Source organism: Kribbella sp. NPDC020701, assembly GCF_055562215.1.
The window spans coordinates 360,654-386,814 of sequence record NZ_JBVHFT010000008.1 but is presented as its reverse complement, the minus strand read 5'-3'; the positions used below and the strand labels follow the sequence as shown (position 1 = coordinate 386,814).

General features: G+C 69.0%; 25 protein-coding genes. 8 read left to right on the top strand and 17 right to left on the bottom strand.

The features are described 5' to 3' along the window. Positions 1-76: 76 nt before the first annotated feature. From ACZ3HV_RS21820 to ACZ3HV_RS21800, 5 genes are read right to left on the bottom strand one after another with little or no spacing between them, the layout of a single operon-like run. Complete coding sequence (locus ACZ3HV_RS21820) at positions 77-1,174, bottom strand: mannose-1-phosphate guanylyltransferase (protein WP_465686801.1); 1,098 nt, start codon at positions 1,172-1,174, stop codon at positions 77-79. Positions 1,175-1,185: 11 nt separating this feature from the next. Then, positions 1,186-2,253 carry an NAD(+)/NADH kinase gene (locus ACZ3HV_RS21815; protein ID WP_465686800.1) on the bottom strand — a complete coding sequence of 356 codons (1,068 nt, stop codon included), beginning with the start codon at positions 2,251-2,253 and terminating at the stop codon, positions 1,186-1,188. 49 nt (positions 2,254-2,302) lie between these two features. Next, the gene (locus ACZ3HV_RS21810; protein WP_465686799.1) at positions 2,303-3,373 is read right to left on the bottom strand and encodes a hemolysin family protein; all 1,071 of its coding nucleotides are present in this window, start codon (positions 3,371-3,373) and stop codon (positions 2,303-2,305) included. After that, positions 3,370-4,707, bottom strand: coding sequence for a hemolysin family protein (locus ACZ3HV_RS21805; RefSeq protein WP_465686798.1), 1,338 nt, complete (start codon positions 4,705-4,707; stop codon positions 3,370-3,372). The genes ACZ3HV_RS21810 and ACZ3HV_RS21805 overlap by 4 nt, the downstream gene beginning before the upstream one ends. Positions 4,708-4,752: 45 nt before the next feature. Further along, a complete protein-coding gene (locus tag ACZ3HV_RS21800) occupies positions 4,753-5,574 on the bottom strand; it encodes an SDR family NAD(P)-dependent oxidoreductase (RefSeq protein ID WP_465686797.1) in 822 nt (273 codons plus the stop codon). A gap of 70 nt (positions 5,575-5,644) precedes the next feature. On the opposite strand from ACZ3HV_RS21800, the gene ACZ3HV_RS21795 reads away from it, so the two are divergent. Beyond that, on the top strand, positions 5,645-6,568 hold the full coding sequence (locus ACZ3HV_RS21795; protein WP_465686796.1) for a LysR family transcriptional regulator: 924 nt from the start codon (positions 5,645-5,647) through the stop codon (positions 6,566-6,568). On the opposite strand, the gene tatA is transcribed toward ACZ3HV_RS21795, so the two are convergent. Continuing rightward, positions 6,500-6,754 carry a twin-arginine translocase TatA/TatE family subunit gene (gene tatA / locus ACZ3HV_RS21790; protein ID WP_465686795.1) on the bottom strand — a complete coding sequence of 85 codons (255 nt, stop codon included), beginning with the start codon at positions 6,752-6,754 and terminating at the stop codon, positions 6,500-6,502. The genes ACZ3HV_RS21795 and tatA overlap by 69 nt on opposite strands. Before the next feature lie 66 nt (positions 6,755-6,820). On the opposite strand from tatA, the gene ACZ3HV_RS21785 reads away from it, so the two are divergent. Together ACZ3HV_RS21785 and ACZ3HV_RS21780 are read left to right on the top strand one after the other, a co-directional pair. Next, on the top strand, positions 6,821-7,501 hold the full coding sequence (locus tag ACZ3HV_RS21785; protein ID WP_465686794.1) for a TIGR03089 family protein: 681 nt from the start codon (positions 6,821-6,823) through the stop codon (positions 7,499-7,501). A gap of 2 nt (positions 7,502-7,503) precedes the next feature. Beyond that, positions 7,504-8,295: an SDR family NAD(P)-dependent oxidoreductase gene (locus tag ACZ3HV_RS21780; RefSeq protein ID WP_465686793.1), complete on the top strand. Its 792-nt coding sequence runs from the start codon at positions 7,504-7,506 to the stop codon at positions 8,293-8,295. Here the strand turns inward: ACZ3HV_RS21780 and ACZ3HV_RS21775 are convergent. The 3 genes from ACZ3HV_RS21775 to galE all read right to left on the bottom strand — a co-directional run bounded on the left by ACZ3HV_RS21775 (position 8,270) and on the right by galE (position 13,192). Further along, positions 8,270-11,482: an ATP-binding protein gene (locus tag ACZ3HV_RS21775; RefSeq protein WP_465686792.1), complete on the bottom strand. Its 3,213-nt coding sequence runs from the start codon at positions 11,480-11,482 to the stop codon at positions 8,270-8,272. The two genes, ACZ3HV_RS21780 and ACZ3HV_RS21775, sit on opposite strands and share 26 nt — an antisense overlap. 249 nt (positions 11,483-11,731) lie before the next feature. Next, the gene (locus ACZ3HV_RS21770; RefSeq protein ID WP_465686791.1) at positions 11,732-12,151 is read right to left on the bottom strand and encodes a cyclic nucleotide-binding domain-containing protein; all 420 of its coding nucleotides are present in this window, start codon (positions 12,149-12,151) and stop codon (positions 11,732-11,734) included. 87 nt (positions 12,152-12,238) lie between these two features. After that, the gene (gene galE, locus ACZ3HV_RS21765) at positions 12,239-13,192 is read right to left on the bottom strand and encodes a UDP-glucose 4-epimerase GalE (RefSeq protein ID WP_465686790.1); all 954 of its coding nucleotides are present in this window, start codon (positions 13,190-13,192) and stop codon (positions 12,239-12,241) included. 66 nt (positions 13,193-13,258) lie between these two features. Between galE and ACZ3HV_RS21760 the strand changes: the two genes are divergently transcribed. Together ACZ3HV_RS21760 and ACZ3HV_RS21755 are read left to right on the top strand one after the other, a co-directional pair. Further along, positions 13,259-13,996, top strand: coding sequence for a phosphocholine cytidylyltransferase family protein (locus ACZ3HV_RS21760; protein ID WP_465686789.1), 738 nt, complete (start codon positions 13,259-13,261; stop codon positions 13,994-13,996). Next, the gene (locus ACZ3HV_RS21755) at positions 13,984-15,069 is read left to right on the top strand and encodes an iron-containing alcohol dehydrogenase family protein (RefSeq protein WP_465686788.1); all 1,086 of its coding nucleotides are present in this window, start codon (positions 13,984-13,986) and stop codon (positions 15,067-15,069) included. The genes ACZ3HV_RS21760 and ACZ3HV_RS21755 overlap by 13 nt, the downstream gene beginning before the upstream one ends. Before the next feature lie 50 nt (positions 15,070-15,119). Here ACZ3HV_RS21755 and ACZ3HV_RS21750 read toward each other — a convergent pair whose 3' ends face one another. Both ACZ3HV_RS21750 and ACZ3HV_RS21745 read right to left on the bottom strand, forming a co-directional pair. Continuing rightward, on the bottom strand, positions 15,120-17,207 hold the full coding sequence (locus tag ACZ3HV_RS21750; RefSeq protein ID WP_465686787.1) for a spermine/spermidine synthase domain-containing protein: 2,088 nt from the start codon (positions 17,205-17,207) through the stop codon (positions 15,120-15,122). 63 nt (positions 17,208-17,270) lie between these two features. Beyond that, positions 17,271-18,119 carry a S1 family peptidase gene (locus tag ACZ3HV_RS21745; RefSeq protein WP_465686786.1) on the bottom strand — a complete coding sequence of 283 codons (849 nt, stop codon included), beginning with the start codon at positions 18,117-18,119 and terminating at the stop codon, positions 17,271-17,273. A gap of 267 nt (positions 18,120-18,386) precedes the next feature. Between ACZ3HV_RS21745 and ACZ3HV_RS21740 the strand changes: the two genes are divergently transcribed. Together ACZ3HV_RS21740 and ACZ3HV_RS21735 are read left to right on the top strand one after the other, a co-directional pair. After that, positions 18,387-19,868: an LCP family protein gene (locus ACZ3HV_RS21740; RefSeq protein ID WP_465686785.1), complete on the top strand. Its 1,482-nt coding sequence runs from the start codon at positions 18,387-18,389 to the stop codon at positions 19,866-19,868. A gap of 1 nt (position 19,869) precedes the next feature. After that, the gene (locus ACZ3HV_RS21735) at positions 19,870-20,874 is read left to right on the top strand and encodes a glycosyltransferase family 2 protein (protein WP_465686784.1); all 1,005 of its coding nucleotides are present in this window, start codon (positions 19,870-19,872) and stop codon (positions 20,872-20,874) included. Positions 20,875-20,912: 38 nt separating this feature from the next. On the opposite strand, the gene ACZ3HV_RS21730 is transcribed toward ACZ3HV_RS21735, so the two are convergent. The 6 genes from ACZ3HV_RS21730 to ACZ3HV_RS21705 all read right to left on the bottom strand — a co-directional run bounded on the left by ACZ3HV_RS21730 (position 20,913) and on the right by ACZ3HV_RS21705 (position 25,392). Then, complete coding sequence (locus tag ACZ3HV_RS21730; RefSeq protein WP_465686783.1) at positions 20,913-21,671, bottom strand: ABC transporter ATP-binding protein; 759 nt, start codon at positions 21,669-21,671, stop codon at positions 20,913-20,915. Next, positions 21,658-22,539 (bottom strand): ABC transporter permease, encoded by an 882-nt coding sequence (locus ACZ3HV_RS21725; protein ID WP_465686782.1) that lies wholly within the window; start codon positions 22,537-22,539, stop codon positions 21,658-21,660. The genes ACZ3HV_RS21730 and ACZ3HV_RS21725 overlap by 14 nt, the downstream gene beginning before the upstream one ends. 183 nt (positions 22,540-22,722) lie before the next feature. Beyond that, positions 22,723-23,424: a tyrosine-protein phosphatase gene (locus ACZ3HV_RS21720; protein ID WP_465686781.1), complete on the bottom strand. Its 702-nt coding sequence runs from the start codon at positions 23,422-23,424 to the stop codon at positions 22,723-22,725. A gap of 4 nt (positions 23,425-23,428) precedes the next feature. Beyond that, positions 23,429-24,283 carry a hypothetical protein gene (locus ACZ3HV_RS21715; RefSeq protein WP_465686780.1) on the bottom strand — a complete coding sequence of 285 codons (855 nt, stop codon included), beginning with the start codon at positions 24,281-24,283 and terminating at the stop codon, positions 23,429-23,431. 102 nt (positions 24,284-24,385) lie between these two features. Beyond that, positions 24,386-24,709: an AzlD domain-containing protein gene (locus ACZ3HV_RS21710; RefSeq protein WP_465686779.1), complete on the bottom strand. Its 324-nt coding sequence runs from the start codon at positions 24,707-24,709 to the stop codon at positions 24,386-24,388. Further along, positions 24,706-25,392 carry an AzlC family ABC transporter permease gene (locus tag ACZ3HV_RS21705; protein ID WP_465686778.1) on the bottom strand — a complete coding sequence of 229 codons (687 nt, stop codon included), beginning with the start codon at positions 25,390-25,392 and terminating at the stop codon, positions 24,706-24,708. Before ACZ3HV_RS21705 ends, ACZ3HV_RS21710 begins: the two co-directional genes overlap by 4 nt. A gap of 54 nt (positions 25,393-25,446) precedes the next feature. Between ACZ3HV_RS21705 and ACZ3HV_RS21700 the strand changes: the two genes are divergently transcribed. Next, positions 25,447-26,016, top strand: coding sequence for a helix-turn-helix domain-containing protein (locus tag ACZ3HV_RS21700; RefSeq protein WP_465686777.1), 570 nt, complete (start codon positions 25,447-25,449; stop codon positions 26,014-26,016). Positions 26,017-26,161: the final 145 nt, after the last annotated feature.

Below are 26,161 nucleotides of genomic sequence, written 5' to 3'. Positions count from 1 at the left end.
CTCAGCTCCTGGCTGGCGATGACTGCCGCGGCGGGTTGGTGAGTGCGGCAAGTCCGCCGAACAACACGCGAGCGGGTTAGAGGTAGCGTTCGGCGTGGTCGGATTGGACTTGGGCTACCAGGTCTTTTACTCGTTCGCCGTCGGACAACGGGCAGACCATGGTGACGTCTTGGGTGTGGACGATGATGTGGCTGCGGAGGCCTACGGCGGCGACCAGGTGGTCGGGGTCGTCGGTGACGATGATGTTGTCGTGGGAGTCGAGCAGGCAGCTCAGCGTGGTCCCGTCCGTACGGTTGCCGTTGGCATCGGCGTCGTACGTGCCGGCCAGCGCGGCCCAGGAGCCGACGTCGAGCCAGTGCACCGGCATCGGTACGACGACCACGTCTGCGTCCACCTTGCCCTGCGAAGCCGGCTCCATCACGGCGTAGTCGACGCTGATCTTGCGCAGGTTCGGGTAGATCTCGGCCAGCGTCGCCTCACGCGTCGGCGTGTCCCACACGGACGCGACCTGACGCAGCTGACTGGCGGATTCCGGCAGGAGCTCGTCCAGCACGCTCAGCACGGTCTCGGCCCGCCACACGAACATGCCGGAGTTCCACCAGAACCGCCCGGTGGCCAGGTACTCCTCGGCGGTCGCGCGATCCGGCTTCTCCCGGAACCGGTCGACGGCGAACGCCGTGCTCCCCTCGATCGGCGCACCGCGTTCGATGTACCCGAGCCCGGTGTGCGGATGGGTCGGCTCGATCCCGAACGTCACCAGCGATCGGGCCCGTTGCTCGACGACCGCGAAACCGTTCTCGATCGCGGCCCGGAACTCGTCCTCCGGACTGATCAGGTGATCCGACCCGACGAACGCCACCACCGCATCAGGGTCGTTGCGGGCCACCACCGCGGAGGCCAGGCCGACCGCGTTCGCGGTGTCCCGGCGGGCCGGCTCACCGATGATGTTGTGCTCGCCGAGCTCGGGCAGTTCCTTGCGGACGACCTCGGTGTACGCACCGACCGTGCACACGTAGATGTTCGCCGGCTCGACCAGGCCGCGGAGCCTGTTGTACGCAACCCGGAGCAACGAGTCGCCGGCTGCCAGCGGCAGCACCTGCTTGGGCCGGTCGTCTCTGGACAGCGGCCACAACCGGGTCCCCGAACCACCAGCCAAGATCACCACGTTTCGCATGAGGAGAGACCCTACCGGTCCTCACCAGCCGGTGGCGGAAACCTGAGGTGGGCAAGGTCTGGTGGGACTGGTGAGGTCGGCCGCCAGAACAGGTCGGACTCGCCGTCGAGCGCGGTCGCGGGCGCGTCGGTCAGTCGGAAGCGGTCACGCAACCGGCCGTAGAAGTCCGTCGGACGCAAGCGGACCAGCCGAAGCCGCCGGGGCGATCCGTACACGCCGATCCAGTCACCCGGATCGAGAACCCCGCGCAACTGCCCGTCGATACTGACCGCGGCCTGACCGGAGTGCGGAAGGACGCGCAGTGCGACCGGCTCGTCCGGTGCCGCGACAACCGTTCGATTGAAGGTCATATGCGGTGCCACCGGCGTGAACACGATGGCCTCGGCGTTCGGCGACAGGATCGGCCCGCCGGCCGCGAAGCTGTACGCCGTGGAGCCGGTCGGCGTGGCCACGATCACCGCATCGGCCGAGTACGACGCCAGCAGCCGGCCGGCGAGGTATACACCGAGGGCCACCTGGTGGTCGCGCGCCAGCTTCTCGAGTACGACGTCGTTCAGCGCGGTCACGTCCAGAGCGACACCCCAGCCGTCGCCCTCGGCCACCTCGCGGCGAACCGCCGGTGGCGGCAACGCGGGACCATGCCCGTAGCGCAGCAACGACTCGATGTCACTCGGGATCTCCAGCGGACGCGACGCCCGCATCGTGAGCGTCATCCGCTCCTCGTACGTCGCGCCGCCATGGTGCACCGCTTCCAGTGCGGTCTCGACATCGCGGCACGCCACCTCGGTCAGGAATCCGACCTTGCCGAGATCGACTCCGAGCACCGCGGCGTCGTTCTTCGCCGCGATCCGGGCACCGCGCAGGAACGTACCGTCTCCGCCGAGCGTGACGATCAGATCCGGGTCCCCCGCGTGATGCAGCTCGTCCATCCCACCGCGCCGGTCCTCGTGCGCTTTCCACACGTCGATGGCCGTGCAGCCGATGTCGTGTTCGGCCGCCCATTCACGCACGGTCGCGGCGGTCCGCACGGCCACCGGCCGCCCCTCGTGAACGACAAGCCCAATCCGGCTGATCGGCACGGCGGTCTCCTCCCGACGGGTATCTGGCTCCACGGTAGCCGCCGCAAATCTACTGCTCCGGTGATTCTGCCTTCGCGGCGCGGACGATCGGGTCGGTCTCGTCGTCGAACTCCCCGATCACCTCCTCCAGCAGGTCCTCCAACGCCACCACGCCGACCGGCTGATCGGAGTCGCAGACGACGGCAAGCTGGGACCGCTCGTCGCGCATCGTCCGGATCGCGGTCGCCACCGGGGTCCCGGCCGCCAGGCGCAGGGGTGCGGTCATCAGGTCGGAGGCGCGCAACGTCGTACCGCCACTCGTGGTCGCCCGGGCCGCGTCACGGACGTGAACGATGCCGCAGATCGTCGTACCCGGGTTGACGACCGCCAGGCGGCTGCGGCCTTCGCGGCGGCTGGTCAGCTCGACCTCGCGGGCGGACGCGTCGGCGGGGACCGTCGAGAGCTGGGCGATCGGGGTCATCACCTGGGAGACCGTGGTGTTCTGCAGTGCGAGCATCGCGGTGAGCAGGTCGTGCTCGGGCTCCGCCAGCGTGCCGTGCTGCCGGGAGGAGTCGATCAGCAGGCGCAGTTCGTCCGGACCGTGCGCGTTGGCCAGCTCGTTCTGCGGGGTCACCTTCACCAGCCGGACGCAGAGGTTGGCGATCCAATTGAGCACGAGCAGCAGCGGGCGGAAGACCCACGTGAAGCCACGGAACGGGAGCGCGAGCAACAGGGCGGACCGCTCGGGGTTGCTGATCGCCCACGACTTCGGCGCCAGCTCACCGAGCAGGACGTGCAGCAGGCCGATCCCGGCGACGGCGATGATCAGCGCGAGCACATGACCGACGCCCTCCGGAATGTTGACCAGCTCGAACAACGGCTGCAGCAGGTGCGCCACGGCCGGCTCGCTCAGTGCGCCGAGACCCAGGGTGCACAAGGTGATGCCGAGCTGCGCGCCGGCGAGCATCACCGACAACTCGCTCACTCCGGCGAGCGCGGCCCGGGCCGCCCGGCTGCCGGATGCGGCCGCCTCCTCGAGCCGGTGCCGCTTCGACGCGACCAGGGCGAACTCGGCGGCGACGAAGAACCCGTTCAGCGCCAGCAGGATCGCCGAGATGATCAGGGCTAGCGTCGTACTCATGCCGTCCGCTCCATCACGACGAGACCGGGCACCCGGCGCTCGATGGTCTGCACCGTGAGCCGGACGAACTCGGCCGGGATCGGACGCCCGTCGTGGTCGATCCGCTGGAGCAGCTCGACCACGAGCTCGTCGCCGACCACCGGGATCCGGCCGAGCCGCGCCATCACCAGGCCGGACACCGTCTCGTAGTCGTCGTTCTCGGGCAGCGCGACCCCGGTGGCCTCCTCGACCTCGTCGAGCCGCCACCTGGCCGGCACCACCCACGAGCCGTCGCCGCCCTGCACCAGCCCGGTCTCCGGCAGGTCGTCCTCGTCCCGGATCTCGCCGACCAGTTCCTCCGCGATGTCCTCGAGCGACACGATCCCGGCGAAGCCGCCGTACTCGTCGACGACGATCGCGACCTGGCGACGGGCCGTCCGCAGCCGTTCCAGTACGCCGGGCAGCGGCAGCGTGAACGGTACGACGACGGGTTGCGTAGCCAGTGAGCCGGCCGCGATGTGCTCCCGGTCGGCCGGTTCGAGCTCGACCACGTCACCGATCGCGACCACGCCGATCACCTCGTCGACCGACTCGGCGATCACCGGGAACCGGCTGTGCCCGGTGTCCAGCAGGTCGACCACCCGGGTGAGCGGCTCGTCGCGGTGCACGGTGATCACGTCCACGCGCGGAACCATGGCCTCCCCGGCGGTCCGGGCGCGAAAGTCGAGGCCGCGGTCGAGCAGCCGCATGGTGTCCTGGTCCAGCAGGCCCTGCTCGTACGACGTGGCGATGATCCGGTCGAGTTCCTGAGCGGTCGCGCCCTGCGGTAGTTCCTCGACCGGCTCGATCCCGACCCGGCGCAGGATCCGGTTCGAGGCCGAGTCGAACACCCGGATCAGCGGGCCGGCGACGGTCAGGTACAGCAGCGTGGACCGGGCCAGCCGGAGCGCGATCGCCTCGGCCTTCGCGATCGCCAGGTTCTTCGGCGCCAGCTCGCCCAGCACCATCTGGATGATCGTTGCCAGCAGCAACGCCAGGATGACCGAGACGGACCTGCTCACGGCTTCCGGCATCCCGGCCGATCCGAACAGGTCGTCCAGCCCCGCACCGAGATACGGCTCGGCGAAGTACCCGGCCAGCAGCGCGGTGATGGTGATGCCGACCTGCGCCCCGGACAGCACGAAGGACAACCGGGAGGTCACCTTCAGTGCCCGGACCGCGGCCGCGTCACCGCCGTCGGCGAGGGTCTGCAGCCGGCTCCGGTCCACCGCGACGTACGCGAATTCCTGGGAGACGAAGTAGCCAGTGGCAACGGTCAGCACCAGGATCAGAGCCAAACCGGCCACGATCAACATGTACTGACCTTAAGAGAACTCCAGCCCCTGGAGTACCGCGGGGCCTTATCGAGACGGCTTCCAGGGGAGGACCTTGCCGTCGCGGATCAGTTCGCCGTACATCGCCGGGTCGAGGTGGTCGGCGAGGATCAGGTCGACGATCGGGGTGACCGCGTCGGCCGGGGACTTCGCCTCGCTGAAGTCGTCGAACCACGGCCGGGACGCACGGGTGTCGACGAGACCGGGGCAGACCGAGGCGACCAGGGTCCCGTCGGCGAGATCCTGCGTACGCCGGTCCGCGGCGACGGCTCGTACGGCGGCCACCTGCGCCACCTTCGACGGGAAGTTGATCCACTCGGGCCAGCCGTGTTCGCCGGCGTGGATCGCGGCCCGCCAGTCCTCGACCGCCTGCTCGACCTCACCCAGCGTGACGCCGTCGAACCGCGGCCACAACTCCTCCGGCAGATGATCGAGCGTCCCGAGCGAACTCGCCACCACGATCAGCCGGCCACCCGGCTTCAGGATCGGCCCGAACGACCGCAGTACCGCCTGTGCTCCGAGATTGGCCACGTCGATGAACACGTCCGCCTGCTCAGCCTGCGTCCGATCCGGATGCAGCGGCCCCACGGCGTTGGAGATCACGATGTCGACGGCTCCAAGCTCGGCCGCCAGAGCCGCGACCGCCTCGGCATCCGTCACGTCCAGCACTCGCCCCTCGACCCGGGCGACTCCCCGCACCTGACGAACCGCGTCGGCGACCCGCTGCGGATCCCGGCCGGTGAGCAGGACCAGGTCCTCGGCGTTCAGCCAGTCTGCCAGAGCTGCTACGAAAGCGAAACCGATGCCTTGGTTGGCGCCGGTGACGAGGGCAATGCGTTGTTCTGTCATGTGGCCAACCTAGGGCGGTCACATCCATGACTCCAACGAAACTTCGGCACAGGTAGTATGCGTAAACGTCATGGACTTCAGCGATGTCTCACTGGTCGCCCTGCGGGTGTTCCGGGAGGTCGCCGAACGCGGCACGTTCACCGCGGCGGCGACAGCGCTCGGGTACACCCAGTCGGCGGTGTCACGGCAGATCGCCTCACTCGAGCGGGCCGCGGGCGCGCCACTCCTGGAGCGACGGCGCGAAGGTGTGCTGCTGACCGCGGCCGGTCACGTCGTACTGCGGAATGCCGCCGGAGTACTGGATCAGCTCGACGCAACGGCCCGGGAGCTCGCCGGGCTACCCGCCGCCGGCGGGACGGTGCGGTTGGGCTGGTTCCCCAGCGCCGGCGCGGTGTTGTTGCCACGGGCAATCAGTGCGGTCCGGCGGTCACATCCGTCGATCACGGTGACGACGCGTGAAGGTTCGACGCCGGCGCTCGTACGGGCGCTGCGGGCCGGGACTCTCGAGCTGGCGCTGCTGGCCTCGGCGCCACCGTTCCGGCCGCCGGACGCGGAGTCGCCCGCGTTGAAGCTGGAGACGCTGGCCGAGCGGAGTCTGCGGCTCGCGGTGCCGGCCGGCCATCCGCTCGCGGCCCACGACTCGGTGGACGTGGACGACCTGCGCGGTCAACGCTGGATCGCCGGCCCCGCGGCCGGTGAGGAGTTGCTGATGGGTGTCTGGCCCGGGCTCGACGAACGGCCGGTGATCGCGCACACGGCCCGCGACTGGCTGGCGAAGCTGCAGCTGGTCGCCGCCGGCGCTGGGCTGACCACGATCTCCGCATCGATGGCCCCGGCGGCACCGCCGGGTGTCCGCGTGGTGACCGTCCGCGGTGGGTCGAAGGAGTTGCGCCGTACGATCCTGGCTCGGCTGCCCGGCCGGTTGTCAGAGCCCGCGGCGGTCCTCGCCGACGCTCTCCGAACCGCCGCCCTCGAGGTCAGCCCGCCCGGCTGACCCGGTCCCGGTGGCGTCGACCTCGGGTTTCTCGTCGTCGCCGGACCTGGCCTTGTTGAACTCGTTCATCGCCCGGGCCGCGTTCTTGGTGAGCTCCGGCAGCTTCTTCGCGCCGAAGAGCAGCACCACGATGATCAGAATCACGACCCATTCGCCACCTTGCGGCAGCTCGAGCTGTGGCACCATCACAAGCCTTCTCTCCCTGAATCCCCCACCAAAGTACGTCGGCGCGCGAACCGTAGGGTGGGCCATATGTCACGAGTTCTGCCCGAGCTGTTCGCGGCCGCGGTCCGCCGGGACGGCGCCGGCCCCTTCCTCACCTACTACGACGACGCGAGCGGTGAGCGGATCGAGCTGAGCGCCCTCACCACCGCGAACTGGGTCGCCAAGACCGCCAACCTGCTGGTCGACGAGTACGACCTGGAGTCCGGCGAGACTGTCGCGATCGGCCTGCCGCCGCACTGGCTCGGCGTGGTCTGGGCGCTGTCCACCTGGTCGGTCGGCGCGTCCCTGACCAGTGGCACCGGAACGCTCGCGATCACCGGCCCGGACTTCGCGATCCGGGGCTCCCGGGAGACCGTCGCCTCCGCGTTGCTCCCGCTCGGCGGCCGGTTCCGCGAGCCGCTGCCGGACGGGATCCACGACTACGGCGCCGAGGTCTACAACCACCCGGACGTCTTCGTCCCGTTCGACCCGCCGGTGCCGACGTCATCGGCGTACGACGATCTGACTCACGACGACCTGATCGGTACGGCGGAACCCGTTACCGACCGGATCCTGGTGACGCGGGATCTGACCACGCGGGACGGGGTGAGTCTGCTCGTCGGGGTGATCTCCGGAGGTGGTTCGATCGTCCTCTGCCGCAACCTCGACGCCGCCAAGCTGGAGCGCCGGGTCGCGGACGAGAAGGTCGACCGAGTGGTGGAGGGGTGAACGTGCGGCGGTTCGAGGGACGGGTGGCGCTGGTCACGGCGGGTGCGCAGGGAATCGGCGTGGCGGTGGCGCGGCGGCTCGCCGACGAAGGTGCGTCGGTGGTCGTGACCGATCTCCAGGAGGAGAAAGTCGCGGAGGTCGCCGCCGGGATCGGTGACCGGGCGCTCGGGTTGCGCGTCGATGTGACGAGTCGTCCCGATGTCGACGCGGCGATCGCGGCCGCGGTCGAACGGTTCGGCCGGCTGGACGTCGTGGTCAACAACGCCGGCGGCTGCATCGTGACGTCCGTACCCGAGGACACGACCGCCGAGGAGTGGCATCAGCAGCTGGACCTGACGCTGGTCGGCGCGTCCCGGTGCATCCAGGCGGCGCTCCCGCACCTGGTGAAGACCCGCGGCAACGTGGTCACGATCAGCTCGGTCAACGGCCTGGCCGCCTTCGGCAACGTCGAGTACTCGGCGGCCAAGGCCGGGCAGATCGCGATGACGGTCAACTACGCCGCCCGGTACGGCAGGATGGGCGTCCGCTTCAATGTGGTTGCCCCTGGCACCATCCGGACCCCGAACTGGGACACGCAGCCGGGCACCCTGGAGCTCTTCTCGAAGATGTACCCGCTCGGCCGGGTCGGCGAGCCCGAGGACATCGCCGCGGCCGTCGCGTTCCTGGCGTCCGACGACGCTTCCTGGATCACCGGCCACACCTTGCCGGTCGAAGGTGGCGTCCTGACCGGCCCGGGCGGCGTCATGGACCTCACGCCGTCCGGCGCCTTCAAGAAGGAGTATCCGCAGAGCTGAACAGCTGCTCGGCGTGCGCCCAGGCGGCGCGATCGCCGGTGGTGCGGTGCAGGCCGCGCAGCGCATGAGCCTGCTCGAGTTTGTTGCCGAAGGCACCCCAGTCGGCGGCGGCGCGCGCGAAACAGGTGGCTGCGGTCTCGGTGTCGCCGCCGTGCTCGGCGAGCAGCGCCTGAGCCGTCGTCGCCGAGTACTCGCGCATCGGCAGCACCGGCTCCACGAAGTCCGCGAGTACGGCGCCTGCCTCGGCATGACCGGCAGCGAGCGCGGCCCGCACCAGCGACGGCAGCCGGGCATCGAACTCGAGGCTGCCGCGCAGGTGGGTGAGCGAGGCGAGGAGCCTGAGGATCTCCAGTACGCCGTCCTGGTCGTCGTCGCGTGCCCGGGTTGTCGCCGCGGGCGAGGCCGCGATGGCGATCAGGTCCGGCCAGCCCGCGTCGACCGCCAGCCGGTACGCCTCCTCCGCCGGGTCCCGCGCGCCCGGGACTCCGGACTCGACTTCCGCCACTGCCAGTGCCGAGAGAACCTCGATGCGGCGCAAGGTGGTGAACGCCGGTCCGGGGTGCTCGAGCTGCGCCCGGCAGTCCGCGATGGCCCGGTCCGGCCGGCCTTTCTCGATGATCAACTGCAGGACCGTACAACTGAGTTGCTGCTCCATCTCGGCCAACCGGCGCCGGGCGGCGAACTCACGAGCGGTGTCCAGTTCGTCCAAGGCGACCACCGGCCCCTCGATCTGCCACAGCAGCCAGCCGTAGTTCAGCCAGGTCACCGCCGCGTCGCGCCCCTGACCGAGTTCGAGCAGCGCGGCCAGCGCCTCCTTGACGTCGACCAGTCCGCCGGTGTCGCCCTGACCGACCCGGGCGAGCCCCCGGGCCTCGAGGGCCCGTTGCGGTACGGCGTACCCCTGTTCGGCCGCCATCCGCAGGGCGCGGTCCGCCGCGACGATCGCATCCTGACGACGGCTCGCGACCATCCGGATGGTCGCCTGGCCGGCCAGCAACTGGACCAGGTCCTCGCTCGGCCCGAGATCCTCGAGCATCGCGACCGCCCGGTCGACGGTCGCCAGACTCTCCTCCATGGTGTTCAGCGCGTACGTCGACGCACGTAAGGCGCGAGCCAGTCCGCGGACGTCGCCGGACGCCTCGAATCCGGCGATCGCCTCGCGGTAGGCGGTCCGCGCGTCGTCCAGCCGGCCGGCCAGGAACGCTGCCCAGCCCCAGCGTGCGAGGACCGCCGGACGTTCTGGATCCCCGGCCGGAGTGAGCCCGAGCGCGCGGTCGAGCAGGGCCATCGCCTCGCTGGCATCGAGGTTCATCGCCAGCTCGGCGGCCATCAGCTGGTAATGGCGGGCCTGTGGCCTGATCGCCGCGACCGCGTCCGTGTCGCCGACTGCCGCAGCCAGATCGAGGGCGGTGGTGAGGTGGTACGCGATCAGGTTCGGAGTCTCGGCCTGACAGGCGGGGCAGCGCAGCTCGAGCCAGTCGGCGGCGGCGAGATGTCGCGCCGACCGAGCTGCCCGCGGCACCTGGCTGTAGGCGACGTCGCGGGTCAGCGTGTGCCAGAAGGTGTACTCGTGCTGGCCCAGCATTGTCGACCGCCGGACCGGACGCACCAGCTCCTTGCGGGCCAGCTCCTGCAGTGCCTGGACGACGTCGGCCGGGTCCCGGTCCGACAGCGCAGCAACGGCTTCGGCCCAGAACACCCGGCCGATCACGGCCGCATCGGCGAGCAGTGCCTTGCGATCGGGCTCCAGCGTGTCCAGCCGGGCCGCGATGAGCGCGGCGATGCCGGCGGGCAGTTCGGCGGAGGCGGCCTGGTCCGGGCCGCACTCGGTCACGATCCGGGCGAGTTCCTCGGCGTACAGGGGGTTGCCGTCGGCGCGATGAACCAGGCGCCGGCGGGTCTCGTCCGGGACGTCCTGACCGGCGAACATCTCGATCAGGAGCTGATCGGTCTCTGCTGCCGTCAACCCCGAGAGGCCGATGGTGAGGGAGTTCTGCACCCCGCGGGTCCATTGCGGTCCGCGTTCGAGCAGCTCCGGGCGGGCGGTCACGACGACCAGCAGTGGCAGGTCGCTCAGCCATTCGGCCAGGTGGTCGACGAAGGCGAGCATCGCGTCCGTCGCCCAGTGCAGGTCTTCGAACACCAGAACCACCGGTGACTGCTCGGCGAACGACTCCAGCAGTTGCCGCCAGGCCGCGAACGACTCCTCCTGCGTCACCGACTCCGGCGGCCCGGAACGTTCGACGCCGACCAGCGTTCCGGCCCGGGCGCGCAGCCAGGCGCGGTCGGCGCCGTCCGGCAGGATCGCATCGAGCTTGTCCGCCACCAGCGTCGGCGGATCGGTGTCCAGGACCCCGGCCTGGACCTTGAAGATCTCCGCGATCGGCCCGAACGGCGTCTCGCCGTACGGCACTGACCGGCCCTCGCGCCAGGTGACGAGCTCGTCGTGCTGATCCAGCCAGGCACCGAGCTCCGCGACCAGGCGGGACTTGCCGATGCCCGGCTCGCCCAGCAACGTGACGAACTGCGGCACCCGCTCCGCGACAGCCTTCTCGAACGCCGTGCGCAGCAAGGTGAGATCACGCTGCCGGCCGACCATCGGCGTACTGAGGTCGCGGATCACGTCCGCGCCGAACCGGGCTCGTGGCGGTCCGGCCCGCCAGCGTTCGACCGGATGGCTGATTCCCTTGGCCACAACGGATTCCAGCGCTTCGTAACCGAACACGCGACTCGTCGCCGAGTAGGTACCAGGCCCGACCACGACCGCGCCGACCGGCGCCGAGGCTTGCAGCCGGGCGGACGTGTTGACGACCATGCCGGTGACGAACGGCTCGCCGAGCTCGGGTCGCGCGGTCAACTGAACCAGGGCCTCACCGGTCTCGATCCCGATCCGGACCTCCAGCGGCCCGTCCGGCAGTGCGCGCACCGCCTCGAGGATGGCCAGGCCGGCCCGGACCGCCCGTTCGGCGTCGTCCTCCCGCGACCGCGGTGCGCCGAACACGGCCAGGATCGCGTCCCCGGCGAACTTCTCGACCGTCCCGCCGTACCGCTCGACCGTCTGCCGCAGGGTCGAGTGGTACGGCGCCAGCCAGCGGCGGACGTCTTCGGGGTCGGCGGACTCGGACGCGGTGGTGAAGCCGACCAGGTCGCAGAACAGCACCGAGACGACCTTGCGCTCCTCGGTCATGGGGCCTCCCGGCCTGGACTGAGGAGCGTAGGGAGCGAAGCGACCGGAGCGACGAGGGAAGGCCGGGAGTAAAAGCCCCATGACCCCGCCGGCGCCGAAGGCCCGGCCAAAAGCACGGTCATGGGGCCTCCCGGCCTGGACTGAGGAGCGGAGGGAGCGTAGCGACTGGAGCGACGAGGGAAGGCCGGGAGTAAAAGCCCCATGACCCCGCCGGCGCCGAAGGCCCGGCCGAAAGCACAGCCGCTCAGCTCAGCTTTCGGACTCGAGGGAGCGGATCCGGGCGGTCAGGGCCTTGAGGAGGGCCTGGGCGACGTCCGGATTCTCCTTCACGACCGGCTCGAAGGCCAGCGCGGACAGCGCGAACGTGCTCAGCCCGTCCGGCCCCGCCACCACGGTCGCGGACCGCGGCAGGCCGTCGACCAGCGAGATCTCACCGAAGTAGTCCCCCACGTTCAGCGGCCCCCGGACGACACCGTTGACCTCCACCTCGGCCGACCCCTCCAGCACGACCTGCAGGCCGGCGTCGTTCGCACCTTGCTCGATCACGTGGCGGCCGGCCGCGACCTTCAGCGTGGTGCCACGCTCGATCAGGTCGGACAGCGTGTCCTTCGACAGTCCCTCGAAGAGATCGATCTTCGCCAGGAACTGCGGCAGGCTCTCGTAACTCATGGATCGCACCCCTCGATCGGTGCCCGGCACGGGCAGTTCTGTGAACTGCGCCACAGGCTACAACCGGCGAGGACCGCCCACCACGATTCAGCTCTTCGGCCATGCCTCCCACGCGGTCGCGAACATGTCGTCGACCGAGTAGGTGTTCTTCCAGTCGAGATCGCGGGCGGCCAGTTGACCGTCGGCGACGACGCGTGACGGGTCACCGGGGCGGCGCGGACCCTCGGTCGGGGTGAAGTCGATCCCGGTGACGCGGCGGGCGGCGTCCATGATCTCGCGGACCGAGGTGCCGGTGCCGCTGCCCAGGTTGTAGACCCGCTCCAGGGTCTTGCCGGCGTCCAGGGCGCGGGCGGCGGCTACGTGCGCGCGAGCCAGGTCGGCGACGTGGACGTAGTCCTTGACCGAGGTGCCGTCCGGCGTCGGGTGATCGTTGCCGTAGATCTGCGGCACCTTGCCCTGGGTGAGCAGATCGCACACGATCGGGAACAGGTTGTACGGGCTGGCGTCGTACACCTTCGGGTCGCCGGAGCCGACCACGTTGAAGTAGCGCAGCGAGGTGTGGTGCAGGTCGGTGGCGGCGGCCTGGTCCCGGAGCAGCCACTCCCCGACCAGCTTCGACTCGCCGTACGGGCTCTGCGGATCCGGTGCCGTCTGCTCGGTCACCAGCTCGTCCTTCGGGGTGCCGTAAACGCCCGCGCTGGAGGAGAACACGATGTTGCGGATCTCCTGCTCCGCCATCGCCTCCAGCAGCGACACCATCCCGGTCACGTTCTGGGTGTATGTGTGCAGCGGCCGGTCCACCGAGACACCGGCGTACTTGAACCCGGCCAGGTGCACGACCCCGCTGACCCCGTCCAGCGCGCTGCGGACCGCCGTAGCGTCGAGCAGGTTCGCCTGCACGAACGGCACCCCGTCCGGCACGAACTCGGCCTTCCCACTCGACAGGTCATCGATCACCACCACATCGATCCCATCGGCCAGGAACGCCCGCACCACATGCGCCCCGATATACCCAGCACCACCAGTCACAAGCCACGTCATGACCTTGATGGTGCCACCACATCGCAACCCGGCGCGCCCAGACGGGCCGAACTCGTACCATGGGTCATGATCGGCCTCGTTCTCGCCGCCGGCGCAGGTCGCCGGCTTCGCCCGTACACGGACACGTTGCCCAAGGCATTGGTCCCGATCGGCCCGGAAACCACCGTTCTCGACCTGATCCTGGCCAACTATGCATCGGTCGGCATCACCGACGTCGGCATCGTCGTCGGGTACGCCGCTGATGCGGTCGCGGCCCGCGTCAAAGGGTTCGAGCAGCGGCACGGCGTCAGCCTCGAACTGATCCACAACGACAAGGCCGAGACCTGGAACAACGCCTACTCGCTGTGGTGCGCCCGCGACCACCTGAAATCCGGCGCGCTGCTGGCCAACGGCGACACCGTGCACCCGGCCTCGGTCCAGCAGACCCTGCTCGACGCCCGTGGTGGCGGTCGGCGGATCATCCTGGCCCTCGACACCGAGAAGAAGCTGGCCGAGGAGGAGATGAAGGTGATCTGGTCCGAGGACAACGGCGTCGAGCGGATCACCAAGCTGATGGACCCAGGCGCCGCCACCGGTGAGTTCATCGGCGTCTGCGTGATCGAGCCGGACGTGGCGACCGACCTCGCCACCGCACTCCAGGAGACCTGGGAAGACGATCCGCAGCTTTACTACGAAGATGCGTACCAAGTCCTTGTGGACAAGCGATTCCGGATCGACGTGGCTCCGATCGGGACGGTCGACTGGGTCGAGATCGACAACCACGCAGACCTGACCCGGGCGCGGGAGATCGTATGCCGCTCTTAGCCCGGATGATCCCGGCACCGCTCGTTGTGGACGTGCGGCGGGGAGCGCTGTGCGAGTTGGCGAAGATCCTGGCCGACCAGCGGATCTCGCCCTCCGGCCGGGTGGCGATCGCGGTCGGGCCGACCCATGGTCCGGTCATCCGGGAGACCTTCCAGGCCGGGCTCGCGGGCGCGGACTGGTTCACCGTGGACGGCTGCACGATCAACGCCGCAATCAGGTTGGTCGAGCAGATCCGCCCGCAGCAGTACGACGCGATCGTCGGGATCGGCGGTGGCACGGTGCTGGACGTGACCAAGTTCGCCGCGGCCCGGCTCGGGTTGCCGATGGTCGCGGCGGCCACGAACCTCGCGCACGACGGCATCGCCTCACCGATCAGCACGCTGGACAACGACGCCGGTCGCGGCTCGTACAGCGTTCCCGCGCCGATCGCGGTGCTGGTGGACCTCGACCTGATCGGCCAAGCACCACCTCGATCGGTCCGCAGCGGCATCGGCGACATCGTCTCGAACCTGTCCGCGACCGCTGACTGGGAGGCCGCACACCGGTTGCGCGGGGAGGCGATCGATGGTTTCGCGGTCTCGCTGGCCCGGACCGCCGCACAAGCGGTGATGGATCATCGCGGCGGGGTCGGTGACGACGCGTTCCTCACCACTCTGGCCGAGGGGCTGGTGCTGTCCGGGATGGCGATGGTGGTGGCGGGCAACTCGCGGCCGGCCTCCGGGGCCTGCCACGAGATCTCCCACGCCATCGATCTGCACTATCCGGGCCGACGGGCCTTCCACGGTGAGCAAGTCGGCCTGGGAGCAGCTTTCGCGTGGTTCCTGCGCGGCGACGCGGACCACTTCAACGCGACCGTCGACTGCCTGCATCGCCATGGGCTCCCGGTACGACCCGCAGACCTCGGTTTCAGCCTGGACGAGTTCGCCGAGATCGTCTGCTTCGCGCCGCTGACCCGCCCGGGCCGCTTCACCGTTCTCGAGGAGTCGGCCCTCACCCCCGAACGGACCGGGGCCAAAGTGGCCGAGTTCGACGAACACGTCCACGCCCGGACCCGGGAGATCGTCCGGGACTGACCGGTCTGGATCTTTCGGTCGTCCAGTAGCCCGGCCAGGTCGCTCATCGGTCAGCTCCGTACCACCTGGCGGATTTTGGGGGTGAGGATGAAGGCGCCGGCGTAGAGCAGGGCGGCGATGATCAGGAGGCCGTCGAAGCCGATGATCAGCGCGGCGTACTCGAGGCAGCCGCCGAGCATCGCGCCGAGCAGGTTGGCGCCGAAGGACGCGGTGCCGTCCGCGGTGTCGGTGAAGCGCTTGGCGAAGATGACGTTCGCGGCGAAGATCGGCAGGAACGCGATCAGCACCGCGACCAGGGCCCGCAACCCCAGCGGCATCGAGAGCAGCCACTCGTCGGGGAAGATCCACGCCAGCGCGAGCCCGCCGAACAGAATGGCGTACATGATCTTCACTGGTGGCGTCTTGAACTTCCTGGTCACTTCGACCGCGGCCAGGACCGCCACCAGCACCCCGGCGAACACGATCGCGTTCACCACCCACGTCGTACCGAACAACAGCGCGAACCCGGTGATGCTCTTGGTCTCCAGCAGCATGAAGCCGGCGCCGAGCAGGAACAGGTCGGCGTACGGGCGCATCCGCCGGTACGACGATCCGCCGCCGGCGATCCCGACCCCGATCAGACCGGCGAGCATGACCAGCCCGAGCGTCACCAGGTACAGCGACGGGATCCGGTCGGTGAACAGGTACAGGAACGGCCGGTTGTCGGTCGCGGGCGGCGGCGTGATGGAGGTCGTCCCGGCCCACTCGTTCTGACAGCTCTGGTCCTGCTCGGTGAGACCGACCGTGACCACCGCCTGCTGCAGGTCGTCGCCGACCTTGTCCACGCACGGCTTGTGCCCGAACGCCGACTGCGCGGTCGACGCGAGCCGGTCGATCAGCCAGGTCTCGCGGTAGTAGTTGTACATCGCGAACGCGCCACCCGGATTGAGGTGATCGCGAGCGGACTTGAACGCCTCCTCGGTGAACAGGTAGCTCTCCAGCCGCAGCGAGCTAGCACCGTTCACCAGCGTCAGCGAGTCCGGCAGCGCCAGCAGGATCAGGTCGTACTTCTTGTCGGTCCGGGACAGGAACGCCCGTCCGTCGTCGATGTGCGACGAAACCCGCGGGTCCTGGTACGGCCTGTCCGGGTGCAGCGCCTTGCCGAGGTCACGGATCCGCGGGTCGATCTCGACCGCGTCCACGTGCGTCGCGCCCTTCTTCAACGCGATCGCCACGTCCGACCCCGACCCGGCGCCGATGATCAGCACGTTCTTGGGCGCCTTGCCGACGTTGGCCCGCTCGTACGGCAGGCCGTACTGCGGCTCCCACTGCAACCGTGCGTCCGCCGGGATCGCCTGCTGGTGCGGTACACCGTTCACCGTGATCGTCAGCAGCGGCACGTTCTCCCACGTGTACTGCTTGGTCTGCACCTTGTAGTACGGCGACCAACTGTTCTCCGGCCGCGTCGACTCATGGAAGAGCACACCCAGCATCACCAGCAACGGCGACAGTACGAACGCGGCACTCAACCCGGTGGCAACGGCACGGCGACCGGTTCCGGGAGACCGCGGAATCATCAGCGCACCGAACATGACCGTGACGATCAGGCCCCACCAGATCGGCGGCGCGCCGAGGAACGACAACCCGGTGAAACCCGCGATCCCGATCAGGCTGCCGATCAGGTCGAACCGGTACGCCGTCAGTCGTGGCAACTCGGCGAAACACCGGCCGACGAGCTCGGCGGGACCGGCCAGCACCACCGCGGCCGCGATGAAGATGATCGGCAGGATCACCCACACGGGCGGGCCGGTGGTGTTCAGGCTGGTGAAGTAGATGACGCTCGACGAACTGCCGCGGTTCACCGTCACCGGCTTCCACGCGATCACCAGGACCAGCAGCCCGAGCATGATCGGTGAGTAGTACGGCAACCGTTTCGCCTTGCCGGACCGGAGGATGCCGATGCCGATACCGAGGAACGAACCGAGCAGCACGAAGTTCGAGAAGTAGCTGAGATGGACCACGTTCGAGCCGGTCCAGCGGATCAGCGCGAGCTCGGTGAAGAGCATCAGCGCACTGGACGCGACCAAGCGGGTCCGGACCCCGAGGGGACTCGGCCACTTCGACGTACTGACCTGGTCAGTGGAGGAGTCGACAGCCATGCGGGGCGACGTTACCGGATTTCCCAGTGGTGTGCGTCACCCCGCACCCGTCGTGACGCAGCGTCAGTGACGCGCGGCCGGCTTCGGGAGCTGGCACCCCGACTTGTTCAGGTCGATGGCGCGGGTCGCGGTCAGGCAGGTGTAGAGCCACCAGGTCTGCTGGCCGTACGCCGCGCCCTGCTCGACCGTGATGTTGCCATCGGCGTCGACCTCGCACGGGTTGTTCACCGTGCAGTGCTCGCCGTCCTCGTTTCCGGTGTTGTTCACGCCGATCACCTCACCGGTCGAGGTGCTGACCACCGGGGATCCCGACGTACCGCCGATCGTCTCGCAGCCGGGCTGCTGGTACTTGATCGAGCTCTGCCAGGTCCAGTCACCCTCGCGCAACTGCGGGATGGTCGCCTGTACGGAGCACGTGTAGATGCGCTTCCAGTAGCCGGACACGACCGCCATCCCGGCGCCGTTCGCCGGGCCCTGCTTGGCCAGCGTCAGCGGCGAGACGTTGAGGCGGCTCTTGATCGAGGCGTAGCTCTCGTTCACCTGGTAGACGATCATGTCGGTCTTGGTCATCGTGCCGAAGAGGATCCGGCTCGCGCGGACGGTGCCGGCCCGGCTGGAGTCCGGCTTGAGCAACGTGATCGAGCGGGACGACGCACGGTTCACCAGCACCTGACCGGGCTGCAGGAACCCGCCTTCGTAGCAGTGCCCGTTGGTGAGTACGAGCGCCTTGTCGGTGCTGACGGATTCGGCGTACCGGACCAGGGACGCGGAGCAGTTGCTGAGCGCGGCGATCCCGGTGAAGTCGGCGCCAGGCGCCCGTACGGCGGGTTCGAAGGCTTGGGCCGACGTACTGCCGACCAGCGTGGTGGCGACTACCGCGGTGGCAGCCAGAAGTGTTCGGAACAGTTTCATGGGCGGTTTCCTGTCCTCACTGATTGTATTTGGAAGACTTCGTAACGCATGCACCTGCCGGTCACCATCACAGCCGTATGAAGGCGGGTATACGCACGGGTTTTCCTGCGCTGCGTGAGAGGACTGCTACTCTTCGTCTCCGGGTCCGCCTCTGCTCGAACCATCGGCTCATCCGGCACGTCGTACCGGAGAGGGTGGGGACGACAAGGTACGGTCGACTGCAGTATCGGCCCGCCGTGCCGCGTGATCAGAGAACGGAAGGACGTCATGCCGCAGGAGAAACCTGACCTGCGCAATCTCGGCGAGCCGGTGCGGTTCAAGCGGGCCTTGACGCTGGTCCTCATGACACTGGTGCTGCCCGGATCGGCGCAGATCGTGGCCGGCAGCAAGCGAGCCGGTCGCTGGGCCTGGCGGATCGTCGCCGGGCTGATCGCGATCGTCGTCTTCCTGGTGCTGCTGGGGCTGGTCTGGCGCTCCGGCACGATCAACCTGATGGCCCGGCCGGGCACCCTGCGGATCGTCCAGGTACTGCTGATCCTGCTCGCGATCGGCTGGGCCGCGCTGTTCGTCGACGCGTACCGGCTCGGCCAGCCGCTGACGCTGGAGCGCAACCACCGGCTCATCACCAGCATCCTGGACGGTGTCCTGGTGTTCGCGGTGGTCGGTGCGCTCATCTACGGCAGCGTGATCGTGAACACCCAGCGCGACTTCGTCGCCAGCGTATTCGGCAGCGGGCAGAAGTCGAAGGCCGAGAAGGGCCGCTACAACGTGCTGCTGATGGGCGGCGACTCCGGCGCGGACCGGATCGGCACCCGCCCGGACAGCATGACGGTGGCCAGCATCGACGCGGACACCGGCCGGACCGTCCTGATCGGGCTGCCGCGGAACCTGTCCAAGGTGCCGTTCCCGGCCGGTACGGCGATGGCCAAGCAGTTCCCGGACGGATTCACGTGGAAGAACTGCGGCGCCGAGTGCCTGCTGAACGCCGTCTATACGTACGCCGCCGACCACAAGAACCTCTTCCCCGGCGACCCGAACCCCGGTGAGACCGCGACCACGCAGGCGATCGAGGCGGTCACCGGGCTGAAGATCAATTACTTCGTGCTGATCGACCTGGCCGGGTTCCGGGACCTGCTCAACGCGGTCGGCGGGATCACCCTGGACATCGGCAAGCGGGTCCCGATCGGCGGCGGCAGCTCGCCGATCAAGGGCTACATCGAGGCCGGCAAGAACCAGCACCTGGACGGTTACCACGCACTCTGGTTCGCGCGGTCCCGGGCCGAGTCGTCGGACTACGAGCGGATGGCCCGGCAGAAGTGCGTGATGTCGGCGATGCTGAACCAGCTGTCGCCGTCGACCGTGCTGACCAAGTTCCAGGGCATCGCGTCGGCCAGCAAACAGGTGGTCAAGACCAGCATTCCGGCCAGTGAGCTGGGCACTTTCACCGATCTCGCGCTGGACGCGAAGAAGCTGCCGGTGTCAAGCTTCTCCGCGGTCCCGCCGTTGATCCACACCGGCGATCCCGACTTCGCGCTGATCAGAACCAAGGTCGCCGAGACCATCGCGAAGTCGGAAGCGCTGGACAAGGCGGGCTCGGGGGGAGACGGTAAGACTCCGAACACTCCGCGTAGCACCACCAGCAAGCCGACCACCAGTACGACGAAGAAGCCGAGCACACCGAAACCCGGCAGCTCGACCACCACACCCGCCACCGGCGTCGACGACGTCGCTTCGATCTGTAAGGCCTGATATGCCGTTGTCCCACTGGCCGCCCGTGTCCGTCGTGATGCCCGTGCTGAACGAGGAACGCCACCTCGAGGAAGCGGTCGGCCGCGTCCTCGACCAGGACTACCCCGGCGAGCTGGAGGTCGTGCTCGCCATCGGCCCGAGCAAGGACCGGACCCAGGAGATCGCGGACAAGCTGGCCGACCGCGACCCGCGGATCAGCATCGTGCCGAACCCGACCGGCAAGACGCCGGCCGCGCTGAACGTCGGCATCGCGCATGCCAAGCACGACATCCTGGTCCGGGTCGACGGGCACGGTGCCCTCACCGACGGCTACATCACCCGCGCGGTCGAGGTGCTCGACGAGAGCGGCGCGGACAACGTCGGCGGCGTGATGGCGGCCGAGGGCCGGACGCCGACCGAGATGGCGGTCGCCTGCGCCTACCGTTCCCGGCTGGGCCTGGGTGCGTCGGCGTTCCACCAAGGCGGCAAGGCCGGGCCGGCCGACACCGTCTACCTGGGCGTGTTCCGGCGGGCCGCGCTGGAGCGCGTCGGCGGGTTCGACGAGACCATGCACCGGGCCCAGGACTGGGAGCTGAACTACCGGATCCGCAAGACCGGTGGCCTGATCTGGTTCACACCCGACCTGTCCGTCACCTACCGGCCGCGCTCGTCGCTGTCGGCGGTCGCGAAGCAGTTCTTCCACACCGGCCAGTGGCGCCGCGAGGTGATCCGCCGGCACCCCGAGACGGCGAACAAGCGCTACCTGGCGCCGCCGGTCGCGGTGATCCTGCTGGCGGTCGGCACCATCCTCGGCATCATCGGCCTGGCGACCGGCAGCAGCTGGCTCGACCTCGGCTTCCTGGCTCCGCTCGGGTACGCCGTACTCCTGCTGGCCGGCTCCGCGTTCGAAGGCCGCTACCTGCCGTGGAAGGCCCTGATCTGGATGCCCCTGGTCTGCGCCACCATGCACGTCTCCTGGGGCCTCGGCTTCCTCCTAGGCCTCAAAGAAGACCCGAAAGCCGTCTGACCCACCCCGCCACCAACCACCCCACCGCGGGGTGGGAGCTACACCCGGGTGGCGGATTTGGTGTAGGCGGCTACTACTTCTTCGACGGGGCCGTCCTGGCGGAGTACGCCGGCGTCCAGCCAGAGGGCTCGGTTGCAGGTGTCGAGGACGACCTCGAGGCTGTGGCTGACCAGGAACACCGTGCCGGCCTGGTCGCGCAGTTCGCGGATCTTGCGTTCGGACCGGACCCGGAACTCGGCGTCACCGGTCGCCAGCGCCTCGTCAACGAGCAGGATGTCATGCGTCTTCGCCGACGCGATCGCGAACTTCAGCCGCGCCGCCATCCCGGTCGAGTACGTCGACATCGGCAGGTCGATGAAGTCCCCGATCCCGGAGAACTCGACGATCTCGTCGTACCGCTGCTCGATCTCGGCCGACGACATGCCCATCGCGAGACACCCCAGGACGACGTTCCGGTCGCCGGTGAGGTCGTTCATCATCGCGGCGTTGACGCCGAGCAGCGACGGCCGCCCGCCGGTGTAGACCACGCCGGACGCGGGTGGCAGCAGCCCGGCGATCGCACGCAACATCGTCGACTTGCCGGAGCCGTTGCGGCCGATCACCCCGATCGCATCGCCTTTGTAGGCAGTGAAACTGACGTCCTTGACCGCATGCACCTCGCGGATCGTCGGCCGGTCCTGGCGCTTCAGGATCCGCCGGAACGCGGTCGCCGCCGTACCCTTGCCGCCCTGGCCCGCGATCACCTTGTAGATGATGTCGAGGTGGTCCGCGATCACCGTTGGCTCAGCCTCGCCCATAGCGATCCTCCGCACGCCAGAAGTACACGAACCCCGCGGCGAGCATCACGAACGACCAGACGATCGCGATCGTCCACGCATGCGGCAGCTGGTTGCGCTCGTGCTCGTCGAGCAGCGCGCGCCGGACGATGTCGATGTACGCCGAGATCGGGTTGAACGCGAGGACCTGGACCACCCAGCCCGGTGCGTCGATCTGGGCCAGCTTGGCCGGCAGCGAGAAGAAGATCCCGGACGCGTACAGCCAGGTCCGCGTGATGAACGGCAGCAGCTGACTGACGTCCGACACGAACGTCCCGATCCGCGCGAAGACCAGCGTGATCCCGACGTTGAACATGACCTGCAGGAACAGTGCCGGTACGACGAGCAGCCAGCGCCAGGCGAGTCCGTCGGTGAGGCCGACGATCACGAACAGGATGCCCATCGAGACGAGCATCTGGTTCAGCTCGTTCAGCACATAGGCCAGCGGGAGCGTCGCGCGCGGGAAGTGCAGAGTGCGGATCAGCGACAGGTTCAGCGCCAGTGAGCGGGAGCCTTCGGTCATGCAACGCTGCGTGAACGTGAAGACGAAGATCCCGCTGAGCAAGAACGCGACGTAGTTGTCGATGCCGTTCTTGGTGCCGAGCAGGACACCGAAGGCGAGGTAGTAGACCGCGGCGTTGAGCAGCGGTGTCAGCACCTGCCAGAGCGAGCCGAGGCGGGCTCCGGCGTACATGGCGTAGGTGCGGGCAGTGGCGTAGCTGAGGACGAACTGGCGACGGCTCCACAGCTCGCGCAGGTACGAGCCGAGCGAGGGGCGGATCGAGCTTTTGGAGAGTCCGAAGCGTTCGGCCAGTGCCGCCGGGTCGGTCACCCCGGTCGGCCCGGTCATCGGGCCCCCGGCCTGGACTGAGGAACGCAGCGGGCGAAGCGACTGGAGTGACGAGGGAAGGCCGGGAACCAAGGCCCGATGACGCGCCGCGCCGGAGGTGCGGCATTCAACACTGCGGCGGTCGGCATTGCGCCAATCTACTGCGCTCTGTGACGCGGTCGTGACGGTGGTCGACCTCAGCGGCTAGGCGATCAGCCGGGCGCGCAGGCGGTCGAGATCGTCGGTGGTGAGACCACCGTGCCGCAGGTATGCCTCGGCGCCGCCGTACTTTTCGTCGACATGGCGCAGAATTGCGACCAGCGACTCGGCGCGGGTGTCGCGGAACTCGATCATCTCCGGATGCTTCGAGGTGTCCGGTTCGTCCGCCAATTGTTCGGCCAGCCACCCGGCGAGTCGCACCTGGGTGAGGAAGTAGTCGGCGACGATCTCGTCCTCGGGTACGCCGGCGACGCTGAGCGCGAGCGCCACGACCATGCCGGTGCGGTCCTTGCCGCCGTGACAGTGCACGACCACCGCGCCCTCGGGCTCGTCCGCGATCGCCTTGACCGCGGCCGCGAACAACTCCGGTCGCCGGTCGAGCATCCAGGTGCAGGCCGCGACGATCGTCGGCTGGCCGTGATCCGGGTCGGCCGGGTCCTGCAGTGACTGGCGGACGGCGATCGGGCCGCCGGTGAACGGGGTCGGTGCGCTCTCCACCTCACCGTCGCCGCGGAGATCCAGGATCCGGCTGACGTTGGAACGGCGTACCTCCTCGACGCCTTCGGGTGTGAGGTACTGCAGGCTCTCCGAACGGATCAGGACGCCTGGGCGGATGGTGCGGCCGTCGGCGGTCGGCAGTCCGCCGACGTCGCGCGCGTTGCGGCAGCCGGGCCAGTCGAGGTCCATGGGGTTACCGATCCTCGGGGTGGTCCGGATTCGGTCCCGGGTTGTACGGCGGAGGCGGTGGGAACGTGTTGCCTGGCGGCGGGTTGTTGCCCTGCTGCGGATTGTTGCCCGGTGGTGGATTGCTGCCCGGAGGCGGGTAGTTGCCCGGCGGCGGGTAGTTGCCCGGAGGCGGGTAGTTCCCCTGCGGCGGGTAGTTCCCCTGCGGCGGGTAGTTCCCCTGCGGCGGGTAGTTTCCCTGCTGCGGGTAGTTTCCGGGCTGGGGATAGTTGCCGGGCGGGTAGTTGCCGGGGGCACCTGGTGGCTGGGTGGGGAAGGTGTTGCCCGGGCGGTTGCGGCGGCGGTTCTTCACGATGCCGATGATGAGCAGAGTCGCGCCGAGGGCGAGGAAGACCAGGAAGGACCCGATCGCCCCGAAGATCGACAGCACGAACGCGACCACGGACGACCGCGGCCCGACGGCGTACGTCGCGGACGTCTCCTCATCGGCGCAGGTGATGCTGTAGTCCCCCGCCGGGACCGGGTCCACCGACCGGGCGACGACGTACCAGCTCTCGCCGTTGATCGTGATCGTCTCCGATCCACCCGGATCCTCGAGCGGCACGTCGGCCCCCGAGGAGTCCTTCGCCTCGCACGGCGGCGCGGGCACCGGCACGGACGAGTAGATCGTCAGGCCCTCCTTGTCCAGGTGGACCACGCCGTTGTCGATCGACTCCGGCGTCCGCGGTGCCGTCACGACGATCCGCCAGACGAAGAACCCGGTCAGCAGGAGGCCGATCGCGAAGCACGCGATCGCGATCCAGATCAGCGTCTTCTTCGCCGGAGCCGGCGCCGGCACCGGCTGCCCGGGATAGGTGCTCATCCACGTCCTCGCTTCGCTCCGGGCGCGGATGAGACACAACAGGCGCTGCGCTCGATGATGAACTCACTGCGTTCGTTCATGAGAGCACGCTATAACTTCCGGCTACGGTACGCCGAGCAGTCGCAGGCCGGCCGCGGTCACGGCGGCTGCCACCACGACCAGCACGAACGGGGCTTTACGCCAGGCCAGGACGCCGCCGACCAGCACACCAGCAGGGCGGGCGATCCCGGCCGGACCGTGGCCGTCGGTCAGCGCGGAGGTCGCAACCAGCGCGGTCAGCAGGACGATGGCCGCCGCGGCGAGGAACCGCTGGGCCCGCTCCGGGATCTCGAAACGGCTGCGCAGCGCCGGACCGGCGAACCGTAGCGAAAAGGTGCCCACGGCAAGGATCAGGATGCCGGCCAGCACGAGCGGGGTGTTGGTCATCGAGACACCTCCAGGGCGGGCTTGTCCGCGCGATAGAACAGCAGGCCCGCCAAGGCGAGCAGCACCGGCAGACCGGCCGGCAGGAAAGGCGTTGCCGCTAACGCGACCACGGTTCCGATCAAGGCCGCCGTACGGGTCGAACGATCGCGCAGCGCCGGCAGGACCAGGGCGAGCAGAACCGCGGGGAAGGCCGCGTCCAGGCCGAACTTGTCGGTGTCGGTGATGACGGAGCCGGCCAGACCGCCGGCGACGACGCCGAGGTTCCAGCAGATGAAGATGCCGATGCCGCCCGCCCAGTAGGCGGCGCGCTTCTGCTCGAGCTCCTCCTGGCCCATCGCGAACGCGACGTTCTCGTCGGTCATCACGTGGCTGCCCGGGAAGCGCCGCCAGCCACTGCCGATGACGTCACTGACCGCCAGACCGAACGCGACGTGCCGGGTGTTCACCAGCAGACCGGCGATCATCGCGGCGATCGGGCTGCCGCCGGCCGCCACGATCCCGACGAACAGGAACTGCGAGGCGCCCGCGAACACCACGATCGACAGCAGCACCGGCACCCACAGCGGCAGCCCGCCGCCGACGCTGATCGCGCCGTAGGACAGACCGACCACGCCGTCGGCCAGGCAGACCAGGCCGATGTCACGGGCCAGGCCACGGTCGAGTGTTCGCCAGATCGAACGCATGGGCATTATGATGAACAGCACTCCGCTCGTTCGTCAAGCCGAACAACCAGACCGATGGAGCGAACACAGATGGACACCAAGGCACCCCTCGACGTGATCGCCGCGTCGTTGCGCAGACATCGGGCCCGGGCAGGGCTGTCCCTGACCGAGGTGGCCAAACGCGCCGGCGTCGCCAAGTCGACGCTCTCGCAGCTCGAGTCCGGCACCGGCAACCCCAGCGTCGAAACCCTGTGGGCCTTGGCGGTTGCCCTCGACACCCCGTTCGCGGCACTCCTCGACCCACCCCGCCCGAAGGTGCAGCTCATCCGCGCCGGCGAGGGCCCGATCATCTACTCCGACCAGGCCGAATACAGCGCCACCCTGGTCGCATCCAGCCCACCGAACGCCCGTCGCGACATCTACCGCATCGTCGCCTCCCCCGGCCCCGGCCGGAAGTCCGAACCGCACATGCCGGGCGTCGTCGAACACGTCATCCTCGGCTCCGGCCGGGCCCTGGTCGGCCCAGCAGACGACCCGGTCGAACTCCACCCGGGCGACTACATCGCCTACCCCGGCGACCTCCCCCACATCTTCCAGGCCCTTGAGGAAGACACGGCCGCCACGCTCGTTTCCGAGCACGTATAACGTTCAGCGCTCACCTCTGGACAACGCCGGCCTGAAACAGGTGCGGCCAGGAACACAAGGGTCCCCCGTGCCCCCGCGTCCCCGGCCGACCAAAATTTTCGGCCGACCCCCCCCGCAACGCACCCCCCCACCCTGTTGAGGGGCT